17 protein-coding genes are annotated in these 14,917 nt (G+C 63.6%); 12 read left to right on the top strand and 5 right to left on the bottom strand.

Features of this window, described 5'->3' with window-relative positions; translation table 11 throughout:
- Positions 1-38 precede the first annotated feature (38 nt).
- Together bfr and HD842_RS17370 are read right to left on the bottom strand one after the other, a co-directional pair.
- On the bottom strand, positions 39-509 hold the full coding sequence (gene bfr / locus HD842_RS17365) for a bacterioferritin (RefSeq protein ID WP_183556014.1): 471 nt from the start codon (positions 507-509) through the stop codon (positions 39-41).
- A gap of 251 nt (positions 510-760) precedes the next feature.
- Complete coding sequence (locus HD842_RS17370; RefSeq protein WP_183556015.1) at positions 761-970, bottom strand: (2Fe-2S)-binding protein; 210 nt, start codon at positions 968-970, stop codon at positions 761-763.
- 248 nt (positions 971-1,218) lie between these two features.
- On the opposite strand from HD842_RS17370, the gene HD842_RS17375 reads away from it, so the two are divergent.
- The 6 genes from HD842_RS17375 to HD842_RS17400 all read left to right on the top strand — a co-directional run bounded on the left by HD842_RS17375 (position 1,219) and on the right by HD842_RS17400 (position 5,682).
- Entirely contained in the window at positions 1,219-1,473 is a 255-nt protein-coding gene (locus HD842_RS17375) for a FeoA family protein (RefSeq protein ID WP_183556016.1), read from the top strand.
- 4 nt (positions 1,474-1,477) lie between these two features.
- Positions 1,478-3,358: a ferrous iron transporter B gene (gene feoB, locus HD842_RS17380; RefSeq protein ID WP_183556017.1), complete on the top strand. Its 1,881-nt coding sequence runs from the start codon at positions 1,478-1,480 to the stop codon at positions 3,356-3,358.
- A 2-nt stretch (positions 3,359-3,360) separates the two neighbouring features.
- A complete protein-coding gene (locus HD842_RS17385; protein ID WP_183556018.1) occupies positions 3,361-3,621 on the top strand; it encodes a DUF6587 family protein in 261 nt (86 codons plus the stop codon).
- 76 nt (positions 3,622-3,697) lie between these two features.
- Positions 3,698-4,378: a glutathione S-transferase gene (locus HD842_RS17390; protein ID WP_183556019.1), complete on the top strand. Its 681-nt coding sequence runs from the start codon at positions 3,698-3,700 to the stop codon at positions 4,376-4,378.
- A gap of 89 nt (positions 4,379-4,467) precedes the next feature.
- On the top strand, positions 4,468-5,250 hold the full coding sequence (locus tag HD842_RS17395; RefSeq protein WP_183556020.1) for a 5'-3' exonuclease: 783 nt from the start codon (positions 4,468-4,470) through the stop codon (positions 5,248-5,250).
- A 33-nt stretch (positions 5,251-5,283) separates the two neighbouring features.
- Positions 5,284-5,682: an ANTAR domain-containing response regulator gene (locus HD842_RS17400; protein ID WP_183556021.1), complete on the top strand. Its 399-nt coding sequence runs from the start codon at positions 5,284-5,286 to the stop codon at positions 5,680-5,682.
- Positions 5,683-5,688: 6 nt separating this feature from the next.
- Here HD842_RS17400 and HD842_RS17405 read toward each other — a convergent pair whose 3' ends face one another.
- Positions 5,689-6,435, bottom strand: a complete 747-nt coding sequence (locus HD842_RS17405; RefSeq protein ID WP_183556022.1) for a GAF domain-containing protein — start codon at positions 6,433-6,435, stop codon at positions 5,689-5,691.
- Positions 6,436-6,602: 167 nt separating this feature from the next.
- Here HD842_RS17405 and HD842_RS17410 point away from each other — a divergent pair, with 167 nt between their 5' ends.
- Complete coding sequence (locus HD842_RS17410) at positions 6,603-8,381, top strand: sensor domain-containing phosphodiesterase (protein WP_183556023.1); 1,779 nt, start codon at positions 6,603-6,605, stop codon at positions 8,379-8,381.
- A gap of 7 nt (positions 8,382-8,388) precedes the next feature.
- Here the strand turns inward: HD842_RS17410 and mnmA are convergent, their stop codons facing one another.
- Both mnmA and HD842_RS17420 read right to left on the bottom strand, forming a co-directional pair.
- A complete protein-coding gene (gene mnmA, locus HD842_RS17415) occupies positions 8,389-9,501 on the bottom strand; it encodes a tRNA 2-thiouridine(34) synthase MnmA (RefSeq protein WP_183556024.1) in 1,113 nt (370 codons plus the stop codon).
- A gap of 21 nt (positions 9,502-9,522) precedes the next feature.
- The gene (locus tag HD842_RS17420; RefSeq protein ID WP_183556025.1) at positions 9,523-10,005 is read right to left on the bottom strand and encodes an NUDIX hydrolase; all 483 of its coding nucleotides are present in this window, start codon (positions 10,003-10,005) and stop codon (positions 9,523-9,525) included.
- A 248-nt stretch (positions 10,006-10,253) separates the two neighbouring features.
- On the opposite strand from HD842_RS17420, the gene HD842_RS17425 reads away from it, so the two are divergent.
- From HD842_RS17425 to HD842_RS17445, 5 genes are all read left to right on the top strand, one after another.
- On the top strand, positions 10,254-11,366 hold the full coding sequence (locus HD842_RS17425) for a Re/Si-specific NAD(P)(+) transhydrogenase subunit alpha (RefSeq protein WP_183556026.1): 1,113 nt from the start codon (positions 10,254-10,256) through the stop codon (positions 11,364-11,366).
- Between the two features lie 38 nt (positions 11,367-11,404).
- The gene (locus tag HD842_RS17430; protein ID WP_183556027.1) at positions 11,405-11,725 is read left to right on the top strand and encodes an NAD(P) transhydrogenase subunit alpha; all 321 of its coding nucleotides are present in this window, start codon (positions 11,405-11,407) and stop codon (positions 11,723-11,725) included.
- Positions 11,722-13,179 carry an NAD(P)(+) transhydrogenase (Re/Si-specific) subunit beta gene (locus HD842_RS17435; protein WP_183556028.1) on the top strand — a complete coding sequence of 486 codons (1,458 nt, stop codon included), beginning with the start codon at positions 11,722-11,724 and terminating at the stop codon, positions 13,177-13,179. Before HD842_RS17430 ends, HD842_RS17435 begins: the two co-directional genes overlap by 4 nt.
- Before the next feature lie 144 nt (positions 13,180-13,323).
- A complete protein-coding gene (locus HD842_RS17440) occupies positions 13,324-13,917 on the top strand; it encodes a TetR/AcrR family transcriptional regulator (RefSeq protein ID WP_221290732.1) in 594 nt (197 codons plus the stop codon).
- Positions 13,918-14,006: 89 nt separating this feature from the next.
- On the top strand, positions 14,007-14,693 hold the full coding sequence (locus HD842_RS17445; protein ID WP_183556030.1) for a type 1 glutamine amidotransferase domain-containing protein: 687 nt from the start codon (positions 14,007-14,009) through the stop codon (positions 14,691-14,693).
- Positions 14,694-14,917 lie beyond the last annotated feature (224 nt).

The following is a 14,917-nucleotide window of genomic DNA, read 5'->3' on the forward strand; positions in this document are numbered from 1 at the left end:
AGCGCCGGACTCCCGGGCGGGCGTCCGGCCGGCAAAGCTTACTCGCCGATCTGGGTCTGCAGGTAGTTCTGGATACCGATCTTGACGATCAGGTCCAGCTGCGTCTCCAACCACTCGATGTGCTCTTCGGTGTCTTCGAGAATCATCAACAGCAGGTCGCGCGACACGTAATCGGCCGCCGCTTCGCAGGCGCCGATGCCTTCCTTGACCGTCACGTGCGCAGCACGTTCGAGTTTCAGGTCGCATTCGAGCGTTTCCTGTGTCGACTCGCCAATCATGAGCTTGTGCAGCGCCTGCAGGTTTGGCAGCGCGTCGAGCATCAGGATGCGTTCGATCAGCTTGTCGGCGTGCTTCATCTCGCCGATCGACTCGTCGTATTCCTTCTTCGCCAGCTTGTCCAGGCCCCAGTGGCGATACATGCGCGCGTGCAGGAAGTACTGGTTGATCGCGGTCAGCTCGTTGGTCAGCTGTGCGTTCAGCAGACGGATGACGTTTGGATCGCCTTTCATGGGGTGCCCTCGGTAATGTGTTGAATGACCTCCATGATAGCAAACAGAGAGCCATTAAAACGCTAGAAATTGCGCGAAAATGGGTAAAAAAGCGCATTAAATAACGCGAAATGTGCCATTTTTGGGCGTAATAGCAACCGTTCTCAGTTCACTGTGCGAACGGTTCTCACTACCCGGTCAGAGCATCGCAATCGACGAAAAAAAGCCCCGCACAGATTGCGAGGCCAGCAGTACTTGCAAGCAAAGAAGGCTCAGGCAGCTTGCGGCAGGCGGCGCACTTCGGTGACGGTGGTCTTGCTGTCGATGTGCTCGTGCAGCACTTCGCGTGCATAGCTGACGCAGGTGCCGCACATGGTGCCCACGCCCAGTTCCTTGCGCAGTTCGGCGATCGACGAGATGCCCAGTTCAGCGGCCTGGCGGATTTCACGGTCGGAGATGTTATTGCAGACACAGACGATCATTGGAGCAACCCTTTTGAAACAACCATTGCAGTTTAGTCTATAAAATGCGAATCATTCTCATTTGCGTTGCTATTTTCTGTAAACTCGACCGTGAACGCAAGCGAAATTTTCGGTTCAAACGCACTTTTTTTGGACTTGACCGTCTGGCAATGACAAGCTGCAAATAGAAATAATTCCTATTTAGGTTTATGATACCGGGATCGTTCCAGTCGCTGTCTCATACGCGCCACAATTTTTCGGAAGCCGCCATGACCCACGCCGCATTGCCTACCCTCGACTCGCTCAAGACGGGTCAGAGCGCCACCGTTGTCCATCTTGCGTCCGGTGCGCAGGAGGGCGGCATCGACGTCCAGCGCCGCCTGATGGAGCTGGGCTTCGTGCCGGGCGAGCGCATTCGCGTGCTCAAGCGCGTGATGGGCGGTCCGCTGGCCGTCAAGGTCGGCGAATCCACCTTTGCACTGCGCCGCTTCGAAGCCGCCCTCGTCTCGATCCAGGCGGACTAGTCGCATGGGAGTCATGGAATCGCAAGTCGCGTCACGCACGCCGCTGGTCGCACTGCTGGGCAATCCCAACTGCGGCAAGACCGCGCTCTTCAACCGCCTGACCGGCGCGCGCCAGAAGGTCGCCAACTACGCCGGCGTCACGATTGAACGCAAGGAGGGCAGCTTCACGTCGCCTGCCGGGCGCGCGTTTCGCGTGCTCGACCTGCCGGGCGCCTACAGCCTGAATGCGCAGACGCCCGACGAAGGCATCACGCGCGACGTGGTGGCCGGCCTGCGCGCCGGTGAAGTCCCGCCCGACGCCATCCTGTGCGTCGTCAACGCCACCAACCTGCGCCTGAACCTGCGCCTGGTGCTCGAGCTGCGCCGTCTCGGCCTGCCGATGGTGCTGGCGCTGAACATGGTCGATGTGGCCAAAAAGCGCGGCATCGAAATCGATACCGCCAAGCTGTCGCAAGAGCTGGGCATGCCGGTCGTCGAGACGGTCGCGATCCAGTCCGGCGGCGAAAAGGCCTTGCTGGCCCAGCTCGACGCCATGCCGTTCGGCGTGCCGGTGACGCCCAAGCCGCTGTCGGCGATCGACGAAGTGTCGGTCGAAGACACCCAGCGCGAAGTGCGCCGCATACTGGCCGCTGCTGTCTCGTCGGCGAAGGACACCGGCAACCTGAGCGAAAAGATCGACGGCGTCGTGCTGCACCCGATCGCCGGTCCGATCATCCTGGCGCTCTTGATGTTCGTGATTTTCCAGGCCGTGTTCAGCTGGGGCGACGCACCGATCGAACTGATCGAAGCGGGCATGGGCGCCTTTGGCCAGATGGTCGGCTCATGGATCGGCGAGGGCATGCTGCACAGCCTCATCGTCGACGGCATCATCGCCGGCGTGGGCAGCGTGCTCGTGTTCCTGCCGCAGATTCTGATCCTGTTCTTCTTCATCCTGTTGTTAGAGGACGTCGGCTACCTGCCGCGCGCGGCGTTCCTGCTCGACCGCATCATGGGCAGCGTGGGCCTGTCGGGCCGTTCGTTCCTGCCGCTGTTGTCGTCGTTTGCCTGCGCCATCCCGGGCGTGATGGCTGCGCGCACGATCCAGAATCCGCGCGACCGCCTGGTGACGATCATGATCGCGCCCTTGATGACGTGTTCGGCGCGCCTGCCGGTGTATGCGCTCCTGATCGCCGCGTTCATTCCCGACCGCGTCGTGGGCGGCTTCATGAACCTGCAGGGCATCGTGCTGTTCGTGCTGTACCTGGCCGGCATTCTGTCGGCGATGGCGGTGGCCTGGTTCATGAAGCGCCGCAACGGCTACAAGCAGCACGCGCTGATGCTCGAACTGCCGGCCTATCACTGGCCGCATCCGCGAGGCCTGGCTTCGGGCCTGCTCGAACGCGCCAAGATCTTCCTGATGCGCGTCGGTACCCTGATCCTGGCCATGATGATCCTGCTCTGGCTGTTCTCCAGCTTCCCCGGCGCACCGGAAGGCGCGACCCATCCGCCGATCTATTACAGCGTGGCGGGCATGATCGGCCGCGCACTCGAAGTCGTGCTGGCCCCGATCGGCTTCAACTGGCAGATCGCCATCGCGCTGGTGCCGGGCATGGCCGCGCGCGAAGTGGCGGTCGGCGCGCTGGGCACCGTGTACGCGCTGTCGGGCGGCGATGAAGTCGGCAACACGCTGGCGCCGCTGATCGCCCAGTCGTGGTCGCTGGCCACCGGCCTGTCGCTGCTGGCCTGGTATGTCTATGCGCCGCACTGCCTGCCGACGCTCGCCACCGTGGCGCGCGAAACGGGCAGCCGCAAATATGCCTGGATCATGGCCGGCTACATGTTCGCGCTGGCCTACGTGGCGGCGTTCATCGTCTACCGCGTCACGCTGGCCTTCACCGGAGCCTAACCATGCAAGAACTGACTGTCATCGTCATCGTTACCGTCGCCGCGCTGTACCTGGGCGCGAAGTACCTGCCGGCCCCGCTGCGCGCACGCGCGGTACTGCTGCTGACAAAGGGCGGCCGCCAGTCGGCGCTGGCGCGCTGGCTGGATACCAGCAGCGGTGGCGCCTGCGGTGGCGGCAGCTGCGGCAGCTGCGCCCCGAAAGCCGCGACGCCGGCGCCGCAGGGCGCGGGCAAGCACCGCGTCATCAAGCTGCACCAGCGCTAGCCCTAGCCCTAGCGGGCTGCAGGTGCGTGGCCAACGGTGCTAAGCTGGCCGCCATCTCCACTTTCCTGTCCACGCCATGATCGTCGTCCACCACCTGAACAATTCGCGCTCGCAGCGCATCCTCTGGCTGCTCGAAGAACTCGGACTCGAGTACGAGATCAAGCGCTATGAGCGCGATCCCAAGACGATGCTGGCCCCACCTGAACTGAAGGCCGTGCACCCGCTGGGCAAATCGCCCGTGATCACCGATGGCGATCTCGTGGTGGCCGAATCGGGCGCCATCGTCGAGTACCTGACCGCGCGCGCCTCGGACACGGATGCGCCACGCCTGGTGCCCGCCGCCCGCACGCCGGCGCGTCTGCGCTACACGCACTTTTTGCACTTCGCCGAAGGCTCGATGATGTCGCCGCTGCTGCTCAAGCTCGTGTTCGACAAGATCGAAAGCACGCCGATGCCGTTCTTTGCCAAGCCGATCGCGCGCGGCATCGCGCAGAAGGTCAAGGGCACCTTCGTGCTGCCGCAGATCGCGCTGCAACTGTCTTATCTTGAAGCCGAACTGGGCAAGCACCCGTGGTTTGCCGGCGAAGAATTCAGCGCCGCCGACATCCAGCTGAGCTTCCCGCTCGAAGCCGCTGCCTCGCGCGGCGGGCTCGACGCCAAGTACCCGAACCTGACCGATTTCCTGGCCCGCATCCATGCGCGGCCGGCGTACCGCCGCGCGCTCGAGCGCGGTGGCGAGTACGCGTACGCGAAGTAAGGCCCAGTCCCCACCACGGTCGCCACCTTCCCGCGACCGTGCAACCGGTTTATGATGGGCGCCTTCACGTCTCTTCATGACCACATCACATGTCTAACCCGGGAAAGCTGCTCGCGATCGACGGCCTGAACATCGTGCGCCGCGTCTACGAAGCCAGCCCCGAGCCCGATTCCGACCTGAAGGCCAGCATCGCGCTGCGCCATGCGTTCTCGTCGTTTCGCAACGTGCTCGAGGCGCATTCGCCAACGCACGTGCTGGCCGCGTTCGACCATGGTGGCCCGACCTGGCGCCATGCGCTGTATCCGCGCTACCGCGAGGGCAGGGCGGCGATGCCATCCGAACTGCGCGCGGCGCTGCCCGAATTTCACGACCGCCTGCGCGCGGCTGGCCTGCATGTGCTGATGGTGCCCGAGGTCGAAGCCGACGACGTGATCGCTACCGGCGTGATGCGCTGGCTGTCCGAAGGCCGCGGCACGGCGGTCGTGGCCACCACCGACAAGGATCTGCATCCACTGATCGCGCACGGCGCGCTGGTGTGGGATCATTTCAAGAACGAGTGGCATGACGACGCCTGGGTCCGTGCACGCTTTGGCGTGGCGCCCGAGCAGTTGCACGACCTGCTGGCGCTGATGGGCGACCCGACCGATGGCGTGCCGGGTGTGTCGAAGGTCGGCATGAAAACGGCGGCGCGCCTGCTGGGTGCGTATGGCAATCTCGAGGCCGTGATGGCCGGCGCCGGCATCCTCAAGACGCCACTCGGCGAGAGATTGCGCGCCGAGCGTGAGATACTGGAGATGTCACGCTGTCTGGTGTCGCTGAAACTGGACGTGCGCCTGGGCGTGACATGGAAGACACTGGCGTACGAAGGCTGATTTTTTCAGCGCACTGACAAGGAATGTGAAGCTATGCTCAAAGCGGTCATCGTGGATGCAAACGCCGTCTCGCGCTCGACGCTCGGCACCGTGCTGGCCGACGGCAGCTACGACGTGGTCGGCGCCACGCACACCAGCGCGCTGGGGTTGGCGCTGGCAGTCAAGCACCACCCGCACGTGATCTGCATCGCGCGCGAACAGGTCGAGGACGGCAGCGACGTGGTCGAGCAGCTGCGCGCGACGCTGCCCAAGACGCTCGTGTTTCTGGTGTCAGGCACGCTCGACGCCGCTGCGGTCCAGAGCGCACTGGCGCGTGGCGTGCACGGCTTCATCGTCAAGCCGTTCAAGGCCGACACCGTGCTCAAGACGATCCGCAATACCGTCATTGCCTTCGTCAAGCAGCAGCAGCAGACGCCGGGCAAGCCGGGCTGATACAGGCTATGCGCGGCGCTGCACTTCGTCCGATGCAAGCACGGCCAGTTCACGCAGTGCGCGCATCTCGCGCTCGCGCAGGCGGCGCGGCTCGGTATCGAGCACGCACAGCGAACCCAGCGCGAGCCCGTCGGCGGTGCGTACCGGGTAGCCGGCATAAAAACGGATGAACGGCGCGCCGGTGACCATCGGGTTGTCGGCAAAGCGCGGATCGGCACTGGCATCCTCGACCACGAACGGCTCGTCCTGCATCAGCGCGTGACTGCAGAAGGCCGATGAACGCGTGGTCTCGCGGTTTTCCACCCCGACGCGCGACTTGCACCACTGGCGCTCTGCCGACAGCAAGGTGATCAGCGCCATCGGGCAGGCCGTGGCATGGCCGGCGAGCCACGTCAGGCGATCGAAGGCGGCGTCATCTTCCGAATCCATCAGGCCGCTTTGCGCGAGTGCCGTCAGGCGCTGTGCCTCATTGGCCGGGACCGGGTAGTCCGGCGCCGCCGCCGGCAAGAACTCGGTCGCCAGTTCCGCAGTACCCGACGGCCTGGCTGCCTTGACCTCATCCTTTGACGCCACGCGCTCGCGCACCAGGCGCATCACGGCGCTGTAGCGCACACGGCGATGGCCGCCCGGCGTCTTCCAGGCCGGCAAATCACCGCTCTCCATCCATACCTGGGCCGTACTGACAGCAACACCAAGCAACTGCGCTGCTTCGCGGGTAGTCAGTATCGGATCGTTAAATTCATGTGTTTTCATGACATCGTTCGTGTGATTCGCTGCTTTTATTTTACACGAAGCAACTAAAAATGACGAATACAACGATTCGCTTGAAAATAATGATTGACCTTAAGTTTGTTATTAGCAACAATAGATTCTGTCCGTCATATTCGTCATATTTACGCGCAACGGCGCGTCGTCTCTTCATGAATCCTCCGCTCTTTCAACCGCACTGTGCGTCGCCTCAGTACGAGACTGCCCGTCTCGATGCCCTGCGTCGTCTGGAGCTGCTCGACAGCCCGCCCAGCGAAGCGTTCGATCGCATCACGCGCATGGCTGCGCAGTTGTTTGGATTGCCGATCGCGGCGGTCTCGCTGACCGACGCCAACCGTCAATGGTTCAAGTCGAAGGTCGGCATCACCCACGACACGATTCCGCGGATGAAAGCGCCGTGCGCCCTGGTGGCCGACGAGCGCGCGGTACTGGTCGTGCCCGATCTGCTGGAAGACCCGTATTTTCGCGACAGCCCGCTGGCGGACGGCGGGATCCGCTTCTATGCCGGCGCGCCGCTCACGACCAGCGAAGGCTTTTGCCTGGGCGCGATGTGCGTGCTCGGTACCGAGCCGCGCCAGGTCAGCCTGGCCGAGCGCCAGGCGCTGACGGACCTGGCGACCATGGTGATGGCGCAGATCGAACTGCAGCATGCGTTCGGGCGCGTCGATCCGGTCAGTGGCCTGCCGAACCGCAACCAGTTCATCATCGACTTCAACGATCTCGAACTGTATGAGCCGAATGGCGAGGTGCGCATCGCCGCCCTGATCAGCCTGGCCAGCCCGCAGGAACTGAGCGATGCCCAGCGCGTCATGGGGTCGAGCTATCTCGACGACATGGTGCGTGAAACGGTGCCGCAGCTGCGCCTGGGCGGCGCCGGCAAGATCTATCATGTGGGCAGCACGCAGTTCGCGTTCTTCGCGCCACGCGGCCTGTCGATCGAGCCGTTCTGCGAGCAGATGCAGTCGTGGCTCGACGCGCGCGCCAGTTATGGCCAGGCGCGCCTGATCACGACGACGACGGTGGGCATTGCGCCGTTCACGGTCGGCCAGACCGAAGGCCTCGACCTGCTGCGCAATATGCACAGCGCCGCGCACGATGCGCTGGCGGCCGAGCGCTGCGTGCGCGTGTTCTCGTCCCATCACGACGCGATCCTGCAGCGCCGCTTCTGGCTGGTGACCGAATTCGGCACCGCGCTCGCGAGCGAGGACGAACTGCATCTGATGTTCCAGCCCAAGGTCAGCCTGCTCGACGGCGCCTGCGTCGGCGTCGAAGCGCTGCTGCGCTGGAACCATCCGACGGCCGGCGCGATTTCGCCCGGCGAATTCATGCCGGTGATCGAGACGACGTCACTGGCGCGCGCCACCACCGAGTGGGTGCTGCGCGCGGCGCTGCGCCAGATGGTCGCCTGGCGCCGGGATGGTCTGGCATTGCAGGTGGCGGTGAATGTCTCTGCCGTGAACCTGGAAGAGCCGGATTTCTGCGACCGCGTGCTGATGGAGTTGCAGCACCACGGCCTGGCGCCATCGTGCCTGGTGATCGAGCTGACCGAGAGCGCGCTGATGCGCAATCCGAAGGTCGCGCAAGCCACGCTCGAGCGCCTCGGGCGCGCCGGCGTGCAACTGGCGATCGACGACTTCGGCACCGGCTACAGCAGCCTGTCGTACCTGCAAAGCCTGCCGGCCAACGTGGTCAAGATCGACCAGAGCTTCATGCGCAACCTGGTCCAGGACGAACGCTGCCGCGCGCTGGTGGGCACGATGATCAAGCTGTCGCACGACCTCGGTCACAAGGTCGTGGCCGAAGGCGTCGAAACGGTGGAAGTGGAAGATTTTCTTCGCCTGGCCGGCTGTGACGAGGTCCAGGGTTACCTGCACGCGCGGCCGCTGGCGCCCGCCGTGCTGGTGGAGTGGCTGGCGGCGCGCCAGCCTTGACGTGTCGTCAGGCGGCGCTTGAGCGCACGTCGATGATGCCACCGCCCAGGCACACGTCGCCGTCGTACAGCACGGCCGACTGGCCCGGCGTGACGGCCCATTGGGCTTCATCGAAGTCGAGCGCGAAGCGCGCGTCGCCATCGGCCAGCACGCGGCAGGCCATGTCAGCCTGGCGGTAGCGGGTCTTGGCCGACAGCGCGCCGGCTGCCGGTGCGTGGCCGGCGATCCAGCTGGCCTGGCCGGCTTCCAGGCGGTTCGACAGCAGCCATGGATGGTCGTGGCCCTGCACGATGTAGAGCGTGTTGGCCTCGATGTCCTTGCGCGCCACGAACCACGGCTCGCTGATGCCGTCAGCGGTCTTGCGTGACTTCAGGCCCCCGATACCGATCCCCTTGCGCTGGCCCAGCGTGTAGAACGACAGGCCGACGTGCTCGCCCACCTGCGTGCCGTCGTCGAGCCGGATCGGGCCCGGCTTGTAGGCCAGGTAGCGGTTCAAGAAGTCGCGGAACGGCCTCTCGCCGATGAAGCAGATGCCGGTCGAATCCTTCTTGGCCGCGTTGGGCAGCTGGAGTTTTTCGGCGATCTTGCGCACCTCGGTTTTCGGGATTTCGCCCAGCGGGAACAGCGACTTGGACAACTGCGCCTGGCTCAGGCGATGCAGAAAATAACTCTGGTCCTTGGTGGCGTCGAAGGCCTTGAGCAGCTCGAAGCTGCCGCTGGCCGTGTTTTCGCGCACGCGCGCATAGTGGCCGGTGGCGATCAGGTCGGCGCCCAGCTTCATCGCATGGTCGAGGAATGCCTTGAACTTGATTTCGGCGTTGCACAGCACGTCCGGGTTCGGGGTGCGGCCGGCCTGGTATTCGCGCAGGAACTCGGCGAACACGCGGTTCTTGTATTCAGCGGCGAAGTTGACCGCCTCGATGTCCACGCCGACCACGTCGGCCACGCTGGCCGCGTCGATCCAGTCCTGGCGCGTCGAGCAGTATTCGGAATCGTCGTCGTCTTCCCAGTTTTTCATGAACAGGCCGACCACGTCGTAGCCTTGTTCCTTGAGCATCCAGGCCGCGACCGAGGAGTCGACTCCGCCCGACATCCCGATCACGACTTTTTTCTTGCGCATGTTACGTCCGTAATGAATTCTTCAGATCCCGCCTTCGAACACCGAAGGGTGGGTGTGCAGCAGGGAGAGCGGTGTGCTCTGGCCGGCCAGGTAGTCGTCCACGCAGCGCAGCACGATCGGGCTGCGGTGGCGGTCGACGGTGGCGGCGATTTCATCGCGCGTCATCCACATGGTGCGCAGGATGCCCTCGTCGAGCGGCTGGTCGAACTGGCGCCCGACGCTGCCGGCAAAGGTAAAGCGCAGGTAGGTGACGTCGGCATTGCGCGACTTCGAGTGGTAGCGCGACATGTACATGCCCACCAGCGAGCGCGGGATGAACTCGTGCGCCGTTTCTTCGAGCGCTTCGCGCACCACCGCCTGTTCCAGCGATTCGTGCGGGTCGAGATGGCCGGCGGGCTGGTTCAGCTTGATACCTTCGCTCGTCTCTTCTTCGATCAGCAGGAACCGGCCGTCGTGCTCGATGATCGCTGCCACGGTAACCGATGGTTTGAAGATATCGCTCATGCCTGTCCTTGAAAATGAGCCGGTATTCTACCTTGACAAGGCCCGTGTTTGCTCAGCCGGTCGCTTCCTGCAACGTTGGCATGTGGTTAATCGGGCTTGATCTGACGCAAAAACAACCATCATGGCCCGGTGCGCCCTGCACCGCGTCTACGGAGGATCAAATCGGCCACGCAAATTTAATATTTGAACAATCACTGTAAAGACGTGATAGATTTGCTGGCGCGGCAGTTCAACGAATGGAGGGATCCATGAGAATTGGTATTCCGGCCGAAACCCGGCCGGGCGAGACCCGTGTTGCAGCCACCCCCGAGACCGTGAAAAAGCTGGCCGCGCGCCACGAGGTCGTGGTGCAGGCCGGCGCCGGCCTGCATGCGGCGGCGCCAGACGCCGCGTTCGAAGCCGCCGGCGCCGTCATCGTCGATGCCCCTGGCGCGTTTGGCGCTGACATGGTGCTCAAGGTGCGCAGTCCCGCCGCCGGCGAACTGGCCATGATGCGCCGCGATGCGGTGCTGGTCGGGATGCTCGATCCCTTCGATGGTGAGAATCTCGCCGCGCTGGCCACCGCCGGCATCACCGCCTTTGCCCTGGAAGCCGCGCCACGCATCACGCGCGCGCAGTCGCTCGACGTGCTGTCGTCGCAGGCGAACATCGCCGGCTACAAGGCCATCCTGCTGGCCGCAAATACCTATGGGCGCTTCATGCCGATGCTGATGACAGCCGCCGGCACCGTCAAGGCCGCGCGCGTGTTGATCATGGGCGTCGGCGTGGCCGGCCTACAGGCAATCGCCACCGCCAAGCGGCTGGGCGCCGTGATCGAAGCGTCCGACGTGCGCCCGCCGGTGAAAGAGCAGGTGGAGTCGCTGGGCGCGAAGTTCATCGACGTGCCGTATGAAACCGACGAAGAGCGCGAGATCGCGGCCGGCAGCGGCGGCTATGCGCGCGCGATGCCGGCCGACTGGATGCGGCGCCAGGCGCAGCTCGTGCACGAACGCGCGAAGCTGGCCGACATCATCATTACCACGGCCCTGATTCCGGGCCGGCGCGCACCGGTGCTGATCGGCGAAGACACGGTGCGGGCCATGAAGCCGGGATCGGTGATCGTCGACATGGCCGTGGCGCAGGGCGGCAACTGCGTGCTGAGCGAGCTGGGGCAGACAGTCGTCAAGCACGGCGTGCATATCATTGGCGAGCCCGATCTGGCCACGCTGGTGCCGGCCGATGCCTCGGCCCTGTATGCGCGCAATGTGCTCGATTTTCTCAAGCTGGTGATCGACGCCGACGACCAGTTTCATATCGACCGCGACGACGAGATCGTGCGCGCGACCCTGATGTGCAGCGCCGGAGAGCTGCTGCGCAATTAAGACGTTGGCATCGTTGACAAGAACGGACAGGAGACACCATGGACATCAGCCACACCGTCATCAACCTGATCATCTTCGTGCTGGCGATCTACGTCGGCTACCACGTCGTCTGGACCGTCACCCCGGCGCTGCACACGCCCCTGATGGCGGTCACCAACGCGATCTCGGCCATTGTCATCGTCGGCGCCATGCTGGCCGCGGGCCTGACCGAAGGCGTGACGGGGCGCGTGGCCGGCACGCTGGCCGTGGCGCTGGCGGCCGTGAACGTGTTCGGTGGCTTCCTGGTCACGCAGCGCATGCTGGAGATGTTCCGCAAGAAGGCGCCCAAGGCCGCGCCGAAGCAGGAGGACGCGGCATGAACGCCATCAGCATGAACCTGGTCACGCTGTTCTATCTGGTGGCCTCGGTGTGCTTCATCCAGGCACTCAAGGGTCTGTCTTCACCATCGAGCGCGCGCCTGGGCAATGCATTCGGGATGGCCGGCATGGCGATCGCGGTGCTCACTACGATCGCGCTGATGCTCAAGCTGCAGGAGCGGCTGCAGCAGGGCGGGGGACTGGGATTTGGCCTGGTACTGCTGGGCGTGGTCGTGGGCGGCGCGATCGGCGCGACCGCCGCGAAAAAAGTCGAGATGACCAAGATGCCGGAACTGGTCGCGGCGATGCACTCGCTGATCGGGCTGGCCGCCGTCTGCATCGCGATCGCGGCGGTATCCGAGCCGTGGGCCTTCAACATCACGACGCAGGGCGAACCGCTGCCATTCGGGAACCGGCTCGAACTGTTCATCGGCACGTTCGTCGGTGCGGTGACGTTTTCGGGCTCGGTGATCGCCTTCGGCAAGCTGTCGGGCAAGTACAAGTTTCGGCTGTTCCAGGGCGCGCCGGTGCGCTTTGCGGGGCAGCACATCCTGAACCTGTTGGTCGCCATCGCGATTGGCGCGCTGGGGCTGGTCTTCTGCTTCGCCGACGGCCTCGAGCCTGCATGGGGCGCGTTCATCGTGATGGCGGCGCTGGCGTTCGTGCTGGGCGTCTTGATCATCATCCCGATCGGCGGGGCCGACATGCCGGTGGTGGTCTCGATGCTCAATTCGTACTCGGGCTGGGCGGCGGCGGGCATCGGCTTTTCGCTGAATAACGCGATGCTGATCATCGCCGGCTCGCTGGTGGGCTCGAGCGGCGCGATCCTGTCGTACATCATGTGCAAGGCGATGAACCGCTCGTTCTTCAATGTGCTCTTGGGCGGCTTTGGCGGCGAAGCGGTGGCCGACGCGGGCGGCGCGAAAGAGCAGCGGCCCGTCAAATCTGGCTCGGCCGAAGACGCCGCGTTCATCCTGCAGAATGCCGAGTCGGTCATCATCGTCCCCGGCTACGGCCTGGCCGTGGCGCGCGCGCAGCACACGGTCAAGGAACTGGTCGACAAGCTGACCGCGCACGGCGTAACGGTACGCTACGCGATCCACCCGGTGGCCGGGCGCATGCCGGGCCACATGAACGTGCTGCTGGCGGAAGCCGAAGTACCGTACGACCAGGTAGCCGAGATGGAAGACATCAACGGTGAATTCGGCCAGACCGACGTGGTGCTGGTCCTGGGTGCCAACGACGTCGTGAACCCGGCCGCAAAAGACCCGAAGTCGGCGATTGCCGGCATGCCGATCCTGGAAGCCTACCGGGCCAAAAGCATCATCGTCAACAAGCGCTCGATGGCCTCCGGCTATGCGGGCCTGGACAACGACCTGTTCTACCAACCCAACACGATGATGGTCTTCGGCGACGCCAAAAAAGTCATCGAAGCGATGGTCAAAGCCGTCGACTAAGCAATAGCCCAACAATTAGGGTCAGAGTCGAATTATTGGCTAATAGCCTTCAGGAATGCTGGCTAATCCAGCCCGGCGATTCGCTTGAGTGCGATTCTAGACGACTGGTCTAATTTGATGTATAGTAGGTCCATGGCAAAAGCATTGAACTCTGAATCGTCCGGCGTTCGCGACACTATCCTCGACGTCGGGCAGCGCATCATGGCCGGCAAAGGGTTCTCGGCCGTGGGCCTGAATGAGATTCTGGTCTCGGCCGGCGTGCCCAAGGGATCTTTCTACCATTACTTTGGCTCGAAGGATGCCTTTGGCGAAGCGCTGCTGGCCAGGTATTTCGAGGCCTATCTGGCGGAGATGGACGTCACGCTGCGCAATCCGGATGCGACGATGGCCAGCAAATTGCTGACCTACTTCGGGAAATGGCGCACGAACCAGTCATTTGATGATTGTCAGGGTAAGTGCCTGGCCGTCAAGCTGGGCGCTGAGGTGGTCGATCTGTCCGAGCCGATGCGCCTGACGCTCAAGCAAGGTACTGCTGGCATTGTTGCTCGTCTGGCCGAGGCCATCGAAGGCGGCATTGCCGACGGTTCGCTGAAGGTGGAGGGCGAAGCAGGGCAGGTGGCGCAGAGTCTGTACCAGCTGTGGCTGGGCGCCAGCCTCATGGCCAAGATCGCGCGCGATGCGGTGGCGTTCGATGCGGCGCTGGCGACCACGCGGCGCCTGTTGCAATTGCCGGGATAACACGAATATCGAACGCTTCACAAGAAGCGTTTTTTTGACACACAATCTAGACGACTGGTCTATTAACATCAACAACAAGGAGCCACACCATGAACATCCTGATCGTACTGACTTCGCACGACACCCTGGGCAACACCGGCCGCAAGACCGGCTTCTGGCTCGAAGAGCTGGCCGCCCCGTATTACGCGCTGAAGGAAGCTGGCGCCAACATCGTGCTGGCCTCGCCTGCCGGTGGCCAGCCGCCGCTCGACCCGAAGAGTGATGATGCATCGGCCCAGACCGATGACACCCGCCGCTTCAAAGCGGATGCTGCGGCGAACGCGCAACTGGCTGCGACCGTGCGTCTCGACACCGTCACGCAGGGTGACTTCGATGCCGTGTTCTACCCGGGCGGCCACGGCCCGCTGTGGGACCTGGCCGAAGACCGCAACTCGATCGCGCTGATCGAGTCGTTCATTGCCGCGAACAAGCCGGTGGCGCTGGTCTGCCACGCACCGGGCGTGCTGCGTCATGTGAAGAATGCCGATGGCACGCCACTCGTGCAGGGCAAGCGCGTCACGGGCTTCACCAACACCGAAGAAGCCGCAGTCGAACTGACGGACATCGTGCCGTTCCTGGTAGAAGACGAGCTCAAGGCAAAAGGCGGCAACTATTCGCGCACCGACGACTGGGGTTCGTATGTAGTCACCGATGGCTTGCTGATCACCGGTCAGAATCCGGGTTCGTCGGCAGCCACGGCTACCAAATTGCTGGAAGCGCTGTCGCGGTCGAATTGAATCAGTTGAACGCGTGGGCGGGTTTCCCGCCCACGCGTTCAACAAACTGTTGCGCGCCACGACATCACATGGATTTGAACGCGTGGACGGCGCAGCCGTCCACCCTACGCGAGTGGCAGACATGGCCGCCAATACATCGCCGTTGGCAATGTATTGGCGGCCATTTAACAAAACGTTGTCAAACAATTCGACTCTGACCCCAATTGTTGGGTAATTGCTTGGGG

This window comes from Massilia aurea, from assembly GCF_014200505.1.
In the GTDB taxonomy this organism is placed as follows: Bacteria; Pseudomonadota; Gammaproteobacteria; order Burkholderiales; family Burkholderiaceae_D; genus Telluria; species Telluria aurea_B.

Bases quoted from the DNA above. Each gene is read 5' to 3' on its own strand.
- HD842_RS17400 (WP_183556021.1), top strand. From the start codon at position 5,284: ATGCTCAAAGCGGTCATCGTGGATGCAAACGCCGTCTCGCGCTCGACG.
- HD842_RS17385 (WP_183556018.1), top strand. From the start codon at position 3,361: ATGCAAGAACTGACTGTCATCGTCATCGTTACCGTCGCCGCGCTGTAC.
- HD842_RS17425 (WP_183556026.1), top strand. From the start codon at position 10,254: ATGAGAATTGGTATTCCGGCCGAAACCCGGCCGGGCGAGACCCGTGTT.
- HD842_RS17445 (WP_183556030.1), top strand. From the start codon at position 14,007: ATGAACATCCTGATCGTACTGACTTCGCACGACACCCTGGGCAACACC.
- HD842_RS17435 (WP_183556028.1), top strand. From the start codon at position 11,722: ATGAACGCCATCAGCATGAACCTGGTCACGCTGTTCTATCTGGTGGCC.
- HD842_RS17390 (WP_183556019.1), top strand. From the start codon at position 3,698: ATGATCGTCGTCCACCACCTGAACAATTCGCGCTCGCAGCGCATCCTC.
- HD842_RS17410 (WP_183556023.1), top strand. From the start codon at position 6,603: ATGAATCCTCCGCTCTTTCAACCGCACTGTGCGTCGCCTCAGTACGAG.
- mnmA (WP_183556024.1), bottom strand. From the start codon at position 9,501: ATGCGCAAGAAAAAAGTCGTGATCGGGATGTCGGGCGGAGTCGACTCC.
- HD842_RS17430 (WP_183556027.1), top strand. From the start codon at position 11,405: ATGGACATCAGCCACACCGTCATCAACCTGATCATCTTCGTGCTGGCG.
- HD842_RS17405 (WP_183556022.1), bottom strand. From the start codon at position 6,435: ATGAAAACACATGAATTTAACGATCCGATACTGACTACCCGCGAAGCA.
- bfr (WP_183556014.1), bottom strand. From the start codon at position 509: ATGAAAGGCGATCCAAACGTCATCCGTCTGCTGAACGCACAGCTGACC.
- feoB (WP_183556017.1), top strand. From the start codon at position 1,478: ATGGGAGTCATGGAATCGCAAGTCGCGTCACGCACGCCGCTGGTCGCA.
- HD842_RS17375 (WP_183556016.1), top strand. From the start codon at position 1,219: ATGACCCACGCCGCATTGCCTACCCTCGACTCGCTCAAGACGGGTCAG.
- HD842_RS17370 (WP_183556015.1), bottom strand. From the start codon at position 970: ATGATCGTCTGTGTCTGCAATAACATCTCCGACCGTGAAATCCGCCAG.
- HD842_RS17395 (WP_183556020.1), top strand. From the start codon at position 4,468: ATGTCTAACCCGGGAAAGCTGCTCGCGATCGACGGCCTGAACATCGTG.
- HD842_RS17420 (WP_183556025.1), bottom strand. From the start codon at position 10,005: ATGAGCGATATCTTCAAACCATCGGTTACCGTGGCAGCGATCATCGAG.